The sequence below is a fragment of the Saccharopolyspora pogona genome (genome assembly GCF_014697215.1).
GTDB lineage: Bacteria > Actinomycetota > Actinomycetes > Mycobacteriales > Pseudonocardiaceae > Saccharopolyspora > Saccharopolyspora hattusasensis.
On sequence record NZ_CP031142.1, the window covers coordinates 4,892,859 to 4,905,177 of the forward strand.

11 protein-coding genes, 1 tRNA gene and 1 riboswitch are annotated in these 12,319 nt (G+C 67.7%); of the genes, 5 read left to right on the forward strand and 7 right to left on the reverse strand.

All coding sequences use genetic code 11. The annotated features are described in order from the left end of the window. Positions 1–33 precede the first annotated feature (33 nt). Entirely contained in the window at positions 34–1,158 is a 1,125-nt protein-coding gene (locus tag DL519_RS22360; RefSeq protein WP_223839399.1) for a site-specific integrase, read from the forward strand. 67 nt (positions 1,159–1,225) lie between these two features. On the opposite strand, the gene DL519_RS22365 is transcribed toward DL519_RS22360, so the two are convergent. The 3 genes from DL519_RS22365 to DL519_RS22375 form a co-directional block, all read right to left on the reverse strand. After that, positions 1,226–1,297: transfer RNA gene (locus tag DL519_RS22365), tRNA-Val, on the reverse strand. 106 nt (positions 1,298–1,403) lie between these two features. Then, a complete protein-coding gene (locus DL519_RS22370) occupies positions 1,404–1,868 on the reverse strand; it encodes a peroxiredoxin (RefSeq protein WP_168587129.1) in 465 nt (154 codons plus the stop codon). Positions 1,869–1,998: 130 nt separating this feature from the next. Further along, positions 1,999–2,433, reverse strand: a complete 435-nt coding sequence (locus DL519_RS22375; RefSeq protein ID WP_168590195.1) for a DUF3052 domain-containing protein — start codon at positions 2,431–2,433, stop codon at positions 1,999–2,001. Positions 2,434–2,745: 312 nt separating this feature from the next. On the opposite strand from DL519_RS22375, the gene aceE reads away from it, so the two are divergent. Then, entirely contained in the window at positions 2,746–5,514 is a 2,769-nt protein-coding gene (gene aceE, locus DL519_RS22380; RefSeq protein ID WP_190817678.1) for a pyruvate dehydrogenase (acetyl-transferring), homodimeric type, read from the forward strand. A gap of 219 nt (positions 5,515–5,733) precedes the next feature. On the opposite strand, the gene DL519_RS22385 is transcribed toward aceE, so the two are convergent. Together DL519_RS22385 and pnuC are read right to left on the reverse strand one after the other, a co-directional pair. Beyond that, complete coding sequence (locus tag DL519_RS22385; RefSeq protein ID WP_190813279.1) at positions 5,734–6,567, reverse strand: transposase family protein; 834 nt, start codon at positions 6,565–6,567, stop codon at positions 5,734–5,736. Between the two features lie 224 nt (positions 6,568–6,791). Then, a complete protein-coding gene (pnuC, locus tag DL519_RS22390; RefSeq protein WP_190817680.1) occupies positions 6,792–7,439 on the reverse strand; it encodes a nicotinamide riboside transporter PnuC in 648 nt (215 codons plus the stop codon). Positions 7,440–7,540: 101 nt separating this feature from the next. Beyond that, a riboswitch (FMN riboswitch) is annotated at positions 7,541–7,673 on the reverse strand. 428 nt (positions 7,674–8,101) lie between these two features. Here pnuC and DL519_RS48905 point away from each other — a divergent pair. Together DL519_RS48905 and DL519_RS22395 are read left to right on the forward strand one after the other, a co-directional pair. Continuing rightward, positions 8,102–8,236 carry a hypothetical protein gene (locus DL519_RS48905; protein WP_263399696.1) on the forward strand — a complete coding sequence of 45 codons (135 nt, stop codon included), beginning with the start codon at positions 8,102–8,104 and terminating at the stop codon, positions 8,234–8,236. Positions 8,237–8,440: 204 nt separating this feature from the next. Next, a complete protein-coding gene (locus tag DL519_RS22395; RefSeq protein ID WP_190817682.1) occupies positions 8,441–8,674 on the forward strand; it encodes a DUF3263 domain-containing protein in 234 nt (77 codons plus the stop codon). A 279-nt stretch (positions 8,675–8,953) separates the two neighbouring features. Here DL519_RS22395 and DL519_RS22400 read toward each other — a convergent pair whose 3' ends face one another. After that, on the reverse strand, positions 8,954–9,841 hold the full coding sequence (locus tag DL519_RS22400) for a peptidoglycan recognition protein family protein (protein ID WP_190817684.1): 888 nt from the start codon (positions 9,839–9,841) through the stop codon (positions 8,954–8,956). 137 nt (positions 9,842–9,978) lie between these two features. After that, positions 9,979–10,212, reverse strand: coding sequence for a hypothetical protein (locus tag DL519_RS22405; RefSeq protein ID WP_190824634.1), 234 nt, complete (start codon positions 10,210–10,212; stop codon positions 9,979–9,981). 741 nt (positions 10,213–10,953) lie between these two features. Between DL519_RS22405 and DL519_RS22410 the strand changes: the two genes are divergently transcribed. After that, complete coding sequence (locus tag DL519_RS22410; RefSeq protein ID WP_190817686.1) at positions 10,954–12,168, forward strand: PucR family transcriptional regulator; 1,215 nt, start codon at positions 10,954–10,956, stop codon at positions 12,166–12,168. The last annotated feature ends 151 nt before the right edge of the window (positions 12,169–12,319 follow it).

A 12,319-nucleotide genomic window follows, 5' to 3' on the forward strand; every position in this document is an offset into this window, starting at 1 on the left:
CGGCGGACTGCACTGGGACAAGAACCGTCAGCGGTGGATCGCCACAGCCAGTCTCGGTTTCGACGGCCGCGGCAAGCGGATCTCAAAAAGGGCAGCGGCAAGACGAAGACCGAAGCGAAGGACAAGCTCAAGGAGATCCTGCGGGATCACGAAGACGGTCTGTCGTCGGGTCCTGAGAACTACACGGTCGCCCATGCTCTCGCCAACTGGATCGAATACGGGCTCAACGGCCGGGAACGCGGAACGGTCGAGACCTACCGCTACCAGATCGATGGTCACATCGTTCCGTTCCTGGGAAAGCAAAAGCTACGTGCGCTCACCGCAGACGATGTCGATAAGTGGCTTGCAGGTCGTGCGAGAGTGCTCAGTACCCGCACGCTGCGGATGCTGCACTCTATCCTGAACCGGGCCGTTCGACATGCGCAGGCTCGCGACAAGGTCAAGAGGAACGTCGTTGGGCTTTGTGACGTACCCACCGGCAGGGAAGGGCGGCCATCCAAGGCATTCACCTTGGAGCAAGCAGAGGCAGTGCTGAAGGCAGCCGGGAAATCACGGCTGCACGCCTACATCGTGTTGTCGATCCTGATCGGGGCGCGCACTGAGGAACTTCGTGCGTTGACCTGGGATCTGGTCGACCTTGATGGTTCGCAAACCGCCGAGCCGCCCGTACCTCGGTCGATCGCGGTGTGGCGCTCAGTCCGTGCCAAGGGTGAGACGAAGACCAAGAAGTCGCGTCGGACGCTCGCCATGCCGATGCGCTGTGTTGTCGCCTTGCGAGCTCACCGCCTTCGGCAGCGACGGGACAAACAGCTTGCCGGGGAAAGATGGCAGGAGCACAACCTCGTGTTCGCCTCGCTGGCTGGGACTCCGCTCGACGCCCACAACGTTCGGCGGGCATTCCGGAAGGTCATCAGGGAAGCCGACTGCGGGTTGACCCCAACGGACTGGACACCTCGCGAGATGCGGCACAGCTTCGTGTCCCTGCTGTCGGACTCCGGAGTCAGGGTCGAGGACATCGCCCGCCTGGTCGGCCACAGCGGTACGACCGTGACCGAGACCGTCTACAGGAAGCAGATCAGACCGGTGATCATCGAAGGTGCGCAGGCCATGGATCAGATCTTCGCGCGATCGAATCGAGAGTCACAATCACGCAGTTAGTCACTCAGTCGGCCATCGGGGTGTTTGCGCCTACGTCGCACTCCCCGATGACCTGGGGTTTTAGGTGTGGGCGCAGCAGGGTTCGAACCTGCGACCCCTTGCTTGTAAGGCAAGTGCTCTTCCGCTGAGCTATGCGCCCCGTTGGTGGCCGTCCGCTTCATCCGATCGGATCACCTTGGACACCCTACCGGTGTTTGCGCCGCTCCCGGCACCCGGTCGGCCACCACGCCGCTTGCAGGCGTTCGTCACGCCACGAGCTCGGCCAGCGCCTTCTTCCAGACGTCCTGGTCGCGGGCCTCGCCCGGCTGGTTCACCTCGGCGAAGCGGACCTTGCCCTCGGTGTCGATCAGGAACGTACCGCGGTTGGCCATCCCGGCCGCCTCGTTGAACACGCCATAGGCCTTCGCGATCTCGCCATGCGGCCAGAAGTCCGACAGCAGCGGGAAGGTGTAGCCCTCCTTCTCCGCCCAGGCCTTGAGCGCGAACGGGGAGTCAACCGAGACGCCGAGGACCTGAACCTTGTCGTTCTGGAACTCGCCGAGGTCGTCCCGGACCTGGCACAGCTCGCCCTGGCAGATGCCGCTGAACGCGAACGGGTAGAAGACCAGCAGCACGTTCTTCTCACCGCCGAAGTCGGCCAGCGAGACCTTCTCGTTGTTGAAGTCCGGCAGCGTGAAGCCCGGCGCCTGCGCACCGACCTCGACCGTCATGAGTGCATCCTCCTGATCGACGTGACCTTGTCATCGCCGAACCTACACCGAACCGACCGCCGTGGGCACCGATGGCGAACATCGGCGCCCACGGGGTGGAACGCTGCGCGCAGCGACTGGCGGCGGCCGATCAGCGCCGGGCTTTCGCCCTGCGGTAGGCCAACCTGGTGCCCATCCAGCCCTCGCCAAGGCTGACGTTCGCCGTTTGGGCGAGGTTCGCCGTCGATGCCGCCTCTGCGATGTCGGCCGGCTCGACGTAGCCCTCCCGGCCGGTCTTCGGGGTCAGCACCCAGATGACCCCATCGTCGGACAGTGGCGTCATGGCATCGAGAAGCGTGTCTGTCAGGTCGCCATCATCTTCGCGCCACCAAAGCAGCACGACATCGACCACTTCGTCGGCATCTTCGTCGAGCAGCTCGCTTCCACAGCGCTCCTCGATCGCGGCACGGGCGTCATCATCGACGTCCTCGTCCCAGCCGAGCTCCTGGATAACCATCTCGGGCTCGATGTCGAGCCTCTCGGCGACGTCGGCTTCGCCTTTACCGGCGTCTCCCGCGGCGACCACGGTTTGCTCACTCCTCCAATGCACAGGTGCGGCGACCGTCCGACGCCGCACAACTTCCAGATCTGGCGGATAGCGAACACTGCCGACCGCCACCCGCGCAACTGCTGACGGCACGACACGCCGTAGCAAATACGTTGAGATTCGACTGTAGACCGACGAGCAACGCACCAACAGCCTGGTGCGGAATCCTCCCGCCGCTGGTGTACGCACCAGTGGCCAAAATGGGGGAACATGAGAGTGTCGGACATCACTGTCAGACGGACATCACTGTCAGACACCCTGCCACGTCCACGACGTAGTCGAGGAGATCCCTTGTCCCCGCTCAACAACGACGACGCCGCCGTCCCCGCCCAACGGGTGCGGGTCATCCGGGACGGTCTCGCCTCCCACTTGCCGGACATCGACCCGCAGGAGACCGAGGAGTGGCTGCAGTCCTTCGACTCGGTGCTGTCGGCCAACGGGCAGCAGCGTGCCCGGTACCTGATGCTGCGGCTCCTCCAGCGCGCCCGCGAGAGCGGCGTCGGTGTGCCGTCGCTGACCAGCACGGACTACGTCAACTCCATCCCCACCGAGAAGGAGCCATGGTTCCCCGGCGACGAGGAGACCGAACGCCGCTACCGCGCCTGGATGCGGTGGAATGCGGCGATGATGGTGCACCGCGCGCAGCGACCAGGCATCGGCGTCGGCGGCCACATCTCGTCCTTCGCGTCCTCCGCCAGCCTCTACGAGGTCGGCTTCAACTGGTTCTTCCGCGGCAAGGACCACCCGGGCGGCGGTGACCACCTCTACATCCAGGGCCACGCCTCCCCCGGCATCTACGCCCGCGCGTTCCTGGAGGGCCGGTTGTCCGCCGACCAGCTCGACGGGTTCCGCCAGGAATACTCGCACGCCGGTCCGGGCGGCGGCCTGCCGTCCTACCCGCACCCGCGGCTGATGCCGGCCTTCTGGGAGTTCCCCACGGTCTCCATGGGGCTGGGGCCGATGAACGCGATCTTCCAGGCGCGATTCAACCGCTACCTGCACGATCGCGGCATCAAGGACACCAGCCAGCAGCGCGTGTGGGCGTTCCTCGGCGACGGTGAGATGAACGAACCCGAATCGCGCGGGCTGCTGCAGGTCGCGGCCAACGACGGGCTGGACAACCTCACCTTCGTGATCAACTGCAACCTGCAGCAGCTCGACGGACCGGTCCGCGGCAACGGCAAGATCATCCAGGAGCTGGAGTCGTTCTTCCGCGGCGCCGGCTGGAACGTGATCAAGGTGATCTGGGGCCGCGAGTGGGACGCGCTGCTGCACGCCGACCGCGACGGCGCCCTGGTGAACCTGATGAACACCACCCCTGACGGCGACTACCAGACCTACAAGGCCAACGACGGGGCCTTCGTCCGGGAGCACTTCTTCGGCCGCGACCCGCGCACCAAGGAGATGGTCAAGCACCTCACCGACGACCAGATCTGGGGTCTGCGCCGCGGCGGCCACGACTACCGCAAGGTCTACGCGGCCTACAAAGCGGCCACCGAGCACCACGGCCAGCCGACCGTTATCCTCGCCAAGACGATCAAGGGCTACGGCCTCGGGCCGCACTTCGAGGGCCGCAACGCCACCCACCAGATGAAGAAGCTGACCCTGGACGACCTGAAGCTGTTCCGGGACAGCCTGCGGATCCCGATCAGCGACCAGGAGCTCGACCCCTACCTGCCGCCGTACTACCACCCCGGTCAGGAGTCGCCGGAGATCCAGTACCTGCACGAACGGCGCCGCCAGCTGGGCGGCTACCTGCCGGAGCGGAGGGCGAAGGCGAAGCCGCTGGTGCTGCCCTGCGACAAGGTCTACGAGGTGATCCGGCGCGGCTCCGGCAAGCAGGAGGTCGCCACCACGATGGCGTTCGTCCGACTGATCAAGGACCTCGCCAAGGACCGCGAGATCGGGCCGCGGATCGTGCCGATCATCCCGGACGAGGCCCGCACGTTCGGCATGGACTCGATGTTCCCGTCGCAGAAGATCTACAACCCGCTCGGCCAGCTCTACACGCCGGTGGACTACCAGCTGATGCTGGCCTACCGGGAGAGCGAGCAGGGCCAGATCCTGCACGAGGGCATCAACGAGGCCGGGTCGGCCTCGTCGTTCACCGCGGCGGGCACCAGCTACGCCACGCATGGCGAGCCGATGATCCCGGTCTACATCTTCTACTCGATGTTCGGCTTCCAGCGCACCGGCGACAGCTTCTGGGCCGCGGCGGACCAGATGGCCCGCGGGTTCGTGCTCGGCGCGACCGCCGGGCGGACCACGTTGACCGGTGAGGGCCTGCAGCACGCCGACGGCCACTCGCAGCTGCTCGCCGCGACGAACCCGGCGGTGGTCGCCTACGACCCGGCGTGGGCGTTCGAGGTGGCGCACATCGTCAAGGACGGCCTGCGGCGGATGTTCGGCGAGGACGCCGAGAACGTCTTCTACTACCTGACCGTCTACAACGAGCCGTACCAGCAGCCGGCCGAACCGGAGGACCTGGACGTCGACGGGCTGCTGCGCGGCCTCTACCGATACCAGACCGCGCCGGGCGGTTCCGGGCCGCGAGCGCAGATCCTCTCCTCGGGCGTGATCATGCCGCTGGCCTTGAAGGCTCAGCGGATACTGGCCGAGGAGTGGGGCGTGCAGGCCGACGTGTGGTCGGCGACGTCCTGGTCGCAGCTGCGGCGCGAAGCGGAGGCCGCCGATCGGCACAACCTGCTGCACCCGGAGGCCGAGCCGCAGGTGCCGCACGTGACTCGGGTGCTGTCGCAGGCCGACGGCCCGGTGGTCGCGGTCAGCGACTGGATGCGCGCGGTACCGGACCTGATCCGGCCGTGGGTGCCCGGCGACATGATCAGCCTCGGCGCCGACGGGTTCGGGTTCTCCGACACCCGACCGGCCGCGCGGCGGGTATTCCTGGTCGACGCGGAGTCCACAGTGGTCGCGACGCTGGCCGCGCTGGCCCGCACCGGCCAGGTGGACAAGTCCACGGTGGTCGAGGCGACCCGCCGCTACCGCCTGGACGACGTCCAGGCCGCCGGCCCGCAGACCTCGGACCCCGGCGTGGCCTGATCAGGCGGTGCACGAAGGGCACCTCGGACTCCCCGGCCGGTCCGAGGTGCCCTTCACCTCGCCCTGCCGCTCGGGGGTCCGCAATTTCAATGGAAATCGAAGGTCTGATTTCCATTGGGGTTTTTTCATCCTGTTTGTGCTGGTGGTGGGGGGTTGACGGGGTGGGGTGGGGTGTGTGTGGGCTGGTCAGGGGCGATGATCATTTTTGATGATCGTTTGTCAGCGGGTGATTTCGAGGTTGGTCAGCACCAGCAGGGCCCGTAGTAGGCGGGTGGCGTTGGCTGCGTGCATGCGTAGGCGGGTGAGGATGCGCCAGTTTTTGAGGTCGGCGAAGCCGTGTTCGCAGGTGGCGCGTTCGCGGGCAACGAGTTGGTTGGCTTGTTTCTGGGCGTCGGTGAGCGGGTGGGCGCGGGCGGCGCGGCGGCCGATGATGATCACGGGTTCGTCGGGGTCGTCTTCCAGTCCGGTGAATCCGAGGTCGCACATCGCGCCGAGTTCGGCGTCCCGGAGTGCGGTGGTGATGTTGTTGTGGCGGGCGGTGGTGACTTCCGAGGCCCGCCCTGGTTTGGCCGCAGAGAACCACAACAGGTTGCCTTTGTGGTCGGTGAGGGCGAGAAACAGCAGGCCGTGGGCTTTGTGTTTGCCGCTGTAGTTGCGCCGGTTGTTCTTGCCGGTGCGGCGCTGGGTGCGCACCAGGGTGCCATCCAGCAGCACGACCTCACCCCCGCCGCGGGCCACTTTGCTCAGGACGCGGTCCAGGCGCGGGGCACGGGCGGCCAGCAGGTCGATGACCTCCAGCACCCAGCGGCGGATCGTCGAGGCCGACACCCTGTTGCCGCCGGCCATGTCCAGCAGCCGCTGGTCGTGACGCAGCACCGCGAGCACGATGATCGCCTGCGTACCAGGGGTCACCTTGCGCCAGCGAGAGCGGATTTTCCTGCAGTGCGTGGTGATCAGCGAGGCGAGGTAGTCGATCGTGGCCCTCGACACGGGAAGTTGGGCTTGGTACACAATGGGTTCGGTGCCCTCGGCGGGGCTGGATTGGGTTTTCACACACTCCCCAACCCCGCCGGGGGCACTCTCGGAGCAGCCAACCGGCCATGATCATCGTCACATCTTCTCCGCGACCACGGCCACCGTCAGATGATCTTGATAAATGATCATGGCCCTGGCCAGCCCGCCCACACCACGCCACCCACGACCACACCCTCTGACCAGCCAAGATCAGGATGAAAAAAGCCCATTGAAATTGCGGAGGCCCGCCCTGCCGCTCGGGGTCAGCTGCCGACCGGGGCGTTTTCTCGGGTGCGCTGCGCGCGCGCCGTGCGGTTCCAGCTCCACCAGCCGTGGATGACCAGTGCCGCGAAGACCACGTAGATCGCCGCGCTGAAGTACAGCCCCGAAGCGATCTGCAGCGGCACGCCGACCGCGTCGACGGCCAGCCAGACCAGCCAGAACTCGACCAGTCCCCGGCCCTGCGCCCAGAACGCGACCAGGGTGCCGATGAAGATGTAGGCGTCCGGCCACGGGGCCCACGAGGCGTCCAGCGCGGACAGCAGCAGCGCGAACGCGGCGGTGCCCAGCGCCAGCGCGGCGATCAGCGCGAGCCGTTCCACGCCGCGGGCCTTGCGCACCACCACGCCGTAGACCGGATCGCTGCGCCGGTTCCAGGCCCACCAGCCGTAGACGGAGATCAGCAAGATCACCACCTGCCGGATGGCCAGCCCGCCCAGGTGGGCGGAGGCGTAGACGGCGAAGAGCAGCACCGTCGCGGCCACCTGCACCGGCCAGGTCGCCAGGGTTCTGCGTTGCGCTAGGAAGACCACGGCGAGCGCGCACAGCTGCCCGACCAGTTCGGCCCAGGAGATCTTCTGGCCCAGCACGGTGAATCCGTTGCCGAGCACCCACTCCGCGATTGCCTGCACGCCCGCTCCTCCCACCGGCTGCGAACGCACCGGGGGTACACGCGGGTAGCCGACGTTGACGACCGCCGGCGTGGCACGCCGACGGCCGACCACGGCCGCCCGTGCGCTGCCTATCATCCGGACTTTCACCGTCGGTTCCGGAATTCCACCGGATCGGCCGACACCTCCGCGGGGAGGCGCTGGTTCGCGGACTTTCACCGCCGGTTCGGATTTTCACCGAGCCCCGGAGCGCACGACTTCGTTCGATCTGCACAACATCGTGCGCCCGTTGATCTGTTCCGGGGTCGGTACGTGGTTTGGATCACAGCATCGATCCGCCCAGACTCGCCCGGAAATCCGGTTGCGCCCGGGCCCACGCACCGATGATCGTTGCCCGCGTGGCAGCACCTCTCAGCGTTCTGGAAGCGGCCCCGCCGGCATGAGTCGGCCGCTCGTCCTGCCGTACCGCGCCCGTTGCTCGTCGCCCTGGTCGGGTGCACCGGACTGGGCCTGCTCGCGGCCAGCGCAGCGGCCGCGCTGCCACCCCTGGTCGGCGCGAGCGTCTTCGTGCATCCTCGGCGTGATCGCGTCCGCCGCCGTCCTCGCGGTCGGCAGCCTCGGCGGGCGCTCGGCCTGGCGGCTCTGGTGGCACGCTGCTCCTCGACGTCGGGATGCAGCCCGGCATGGTCGCCAACCAGGTGTGGATCTTCGCGCTGCGCCCCGAGGTGCGCGGCAGGCTCAACGCGGCCTCAATGACGTGCGCGTTCCTCGGCGGCAGCTCCTTTCCTGGCTCGGGGTACACGCCTACTCGTAATTAGGGTGGCTGGGCGTCTCGGTGCCCTTGACGCCCCTGGCGGGGCTTGCGCCGGCCCGCCGCTGAGCCACCTGCGACGCGCCGTCGCGGCCCGTTCGCCGCGAGTGACAACGGAATTTCCGCGCAACAGACCGGGATGGCCGATCGAACACGCGTGCCCCCATCGGTAGACTCGCTCGGCAGCACCGCCAGAGGGAGGGCACGCCGGATGAACGACACCGACCGCGCCATCCTCGCTTTCGAGCTGGAGCTCTGGCATTACCAGGGCAACAAGGAACGGGTCATCCAGGAGCGCTTCGGCTTCTCCCCGAACCGCTACTACCAGCGGCTGAACCGCCTGCTGGACGAACCCGAAGCGCTGCAGCAGCAACCGGCCCTGGTCAAGCGCCTCCAGAACCGGCGCGACCAACGGGCCCAGCGCCGCACCGCCAGGGATCGCTGACGCCCGGAACCTCGGCCGAATTGGCGATGCCGAGGCCCGGAACCTCTTGGTACAGCACCGTTTCAACTGCTCAAGACCCGCGAGTGGTTATAAGCGTTATAGAGGCTGTTTCCAAACTCGTTCTAGCGATGCGGGTAACGGAGCTTCAGACGCCGCCTGGACTCCGGGATCCCCGACTTGGGTATGAAGCCCGCCCTGCCACATCCCGGACGACCACTTCCAAAACAGCCTCCATAACACCCAAACCCACTCACGGGTCTTCTGAAGCAGCGCTGGCTCCTACGACTGGGGGCGTTGGGCGTACTGCTCGGCGGTGAGCTGGCGGGCTTGCTGGATGCGGACCAGTTCCGCCAGCAGCGGCGCTGCCTGGTCCGGCGGCAGGGCCTGGAACGCCGCCTTGATCACGTCCGCGTTGGGGCCCGGCCCCTGCGCGGGAACGGCCGGCTGCTGCTTCGCCACCACCTCGTTGACCAGGTCGACGAGCATCGCGACGATCGTGCGCGGGCCGACCTCGGTCTGCCAGCCCTGGATCTCGCCCTTCGGCCCGCGGGGGCCGAGCAGTTCGCGTTCCAGGCGCCGCAGAATCGCGTCCTGCTCCGGAGTCATCACGTCCTCCTGGTCCTTCTTCCCGAGTTCGGCACGGAACCGGTCCATGTCCACGTGACCGGGGTCGATCTTGCCGGTGACGCTGGTCTCCTTGTGGCCGCGCGCGGCGTCCGTCGGGCGCCCGAGGTGGTTGAGCACCGCGGTGGTCGCCTTCAGCGCCACCCGGTACTGCTCCGGGCTGGGCCCCTGGTTCACGCCCTGGTAGTCCCATTCGAACCCGACGTAAAGGGTGTTTCCGTCGCCCTCCGGGTTCGGCCCGGAGGCCTTCGCCTTCCCGGCGTGGTTGGCCCGCCCGGCGGCGATCAGGTGCACGACGCCGTCGAAGCCGATCACCGCGTGGCACAGCGGTCCCGCCAGGTCGGGTCGGCCGTCGATACACAACTGCACGCTCGGCGCGGGGTTCTCGTAGGACGCTGGGGTCGCGGTGTGGTGCTCCAGCACGCCTACCGGTGCGGGCTGCGGTCCCGACGTCGCGGTCCGGTCCCGCCAACCGTCGGTCTCGACCACGGTCAACCCGGCCGCGCGCAACACGTCCGCTAGCCAGACGAGAGGCAAAGCCACTTCTGATCACTCTCCCGGCTTGATCCGTTCACTCATGGTGTCGTGATCGCACGCGCGCGACCACGGCCAAGTGCGTGAAAAAGGGGCGGGACCCACCCAACGGGTGAGTCCCAACCACCAGTCGGTACGACACGCGATCACGCGTGACCGCCCATACCGGCGTCGCCGGTCTCGGGCTTCGCGCCGTTCTTGCTGCCCTTCGAGTCGGCGGCGAACGGGGCCTCGGCGCTGTTCAGCCACCGGCTCCAGCGCTGCCGCATCGGCCGGATCAGACCGCCGCCGACCCCGGCGACGAGGAATATGGCCAGTTTCGGGACGAACGTCTCGACCGCGGCCCGGGCCCCGGCCAGTCCCTGTTGGAGGGCTCTCACTTTTCCTCCTCGACAAAACAGAAGCGAATTCGCGTGCGCCGGAGATCGTTTCGGGCGAATGGATTAACGGCAACCGCGACAGGCTCCCCGAAAGAGCGATTTTTTCCCTCGTTTGGGTATCTGAGCGAGAACATGGCCACCGCCACCACGTTCCTCGCGAACGCGTCGCTTCCCGAGGCCGATCAGGTCAAGGTCAGCCACCACGGTGCCGAGTGACTGCCGCACTTCGAGACCTGACAGTGGACTTCGGTGCGCATTCGGGCGTCAACGTGGGTCGCACAGCATCGCCGACACCACTGATCCTCGCCCTACATGACCTCGGTCGACCCGGCGGTTCCCCGATATTTGCTCAGCCAATTAACCTCGCGCCGGCAACCCCCACGAGCTTCGAGGAGGGGGGTGGGCCGCCACCACTCGCTCGATTTCGGCAGGGTACGCATTGAGCGCTTCCAACTTCTTCTTGCGTTGCGGTGCGGATAGCTGAACCTCAGCGGCGGTGCAAGCCGAGAGGGTGGGCCAAGACGGCTACGCGGCTTGCGGCAGCCCGTACCGCGGGGCTTCCAGCGTCGCGGCTGCGGATCAGCCAGGATGAAAAAGGCTCAATGCAACCGCGGTGATGATCATGTCTTTGTGATGATCGTCGAACTGTCGATCCGCTGGAGCGCCGGTGCGCTGTGAGCCTGCCCGCACGGGACGGCCGCTGCCCGCCGGGACTGATCGGCGGCGTGCGATTCTGAGGGCATGAGTACCGAACGCGCAGGTGAGCGGGATACCGGTACGCAGCGGCAGGTCTCCGCGGCCACCCTTCGTCGACTGGAACGGGGCACCGGCGGACTGGCCAGCGCCAGCGTCAGCGAGATGGAACAGCGCCTCCCGTGGTTCCGGCGGTTGCCCGCCGACCAGCGGGCGAGCGTGCTGCTGGTCACCCAGACCGGGGCCACCAACTTCGTTGCGTGGCTGCAGGACCCGACCGAGGCGATCCGGCTGACCGCCGAAGCGTTCCGCTCCGCGCCCCGGGACCTGTCCAGGTGGGTCAGCCTGCGGCAGACCCTGGAGCTGGTCCGGGTCGCCATCGACGTGTTCGAGCGGCAACTGCCCGAACTGGCGGCCGAGGTGCCCGACCGCACCCTCCTGACCGAATCGATCCTGCGCTACACGCGGGAGATCTCGTTCGCGGCAGCCACCTCGTACGCTGCTGCGGCGGAGGCCCGCGGTGCGTGGGACGCGCGGCTGGAAGCGCTCGTCGTCGACGGCATCGTTCGCGGCGACGCCGAGGAGTCGCTGCTCTCCCGCGCCGCCGCGCTCGGCTGGGAGCCGTCGTCGGAGGCGACCGTGCTGGTCGGCAACGCACCGTCGGACGACCCGCCGACCATCATCTACCAGGTGCGCAGCCGGGCGGCGCGGCTCGGCTGCCCGGTGCTGCTCGGCGTGCAGGGCACCCGGCTCGTGGTGGTCTTCGGCGGGCCGGGCGACGCGCGCACCAACGATGAGGCGGCCAAGCGGCTGTCCGAAGCTTTCGACGAAGGCCCCGTCGTGGTCGGGCCGACCGTGCCGAGCCTCGCCGAGGCGCACCGGTCGGCCGGCGATGCGATGTCCGCGCTGCGGGCCGTGGTGGCGTGGCCGACCGCGCCGCGCCCGGTGCCCTCCGGCGACCTGCTGCCGGAACGTGCGCTGGCCGGCGACCCGGAGGCCGAACGGCAGCTGGTCGAGCGGATCGTGCTGCCGCTGGTGGACGCCGGCGGCGCGCTGATGGAGACCGTCGACACCTACCTGGAGGTCGGCGGTGTGCTGGAGAACTGCGCGCGGCAGCTCTACGTGCACCCGAACACCGTGCGGTACCGGCTGCGCAGAGTGGCGGAACTCACCGGCTACACGCCGTCCAACGCCCGCGACGCCCACGTCCTCCGGGTCGGCCTCGCGGTGGGTCGGCTCGCCAAGTCCCGCGGCCTGTGGTGACCGCACCGATCACCCGCCGCAGCAGGCATTTACCGATGTTCACGGCTCAGTCACCAACCGGGCACGGCCGACAACGATTCGGGGCCGGGCAGCGCCTGGCCACCCGCTCGCTTGTAGACACTCCACAACTTTGCGGTCCGGACTTCGTCAC

Excerpts from the sequence above, each read along its gene's own strand:
- DL519_RS22370 (WP_168587129.1), bottom strand. The coding sequence starts at position 1,868 with ATGACGGTCGAGGTCGGTGCGCAGGCGCCGGGCTTCACGCTGCCGGAC.
- DL519_RS48905 (WP_263399696.1), top strand. The coding sequence starts at position 8,102 with ATGGTCGCCAACCAGGTGTGGATCTTCGCGCTGCGCCCCGAGGTGCGC.
- DL519_RS22395 (WP_190817682.1), top strand. The coding sequence starts at position 8,441 with ATGAACGACACCGACCGCGCCATCCTCGCTTTCGAGCTGGAGCTCTGG.
- DL519_RS22410 (WP_190817686.1), top strand. The coding sequence starts at position 10,954 with ATGAGTACCGAACGCGCAGGTGAGCGGGATACCGGTACGCAGCGGCAG.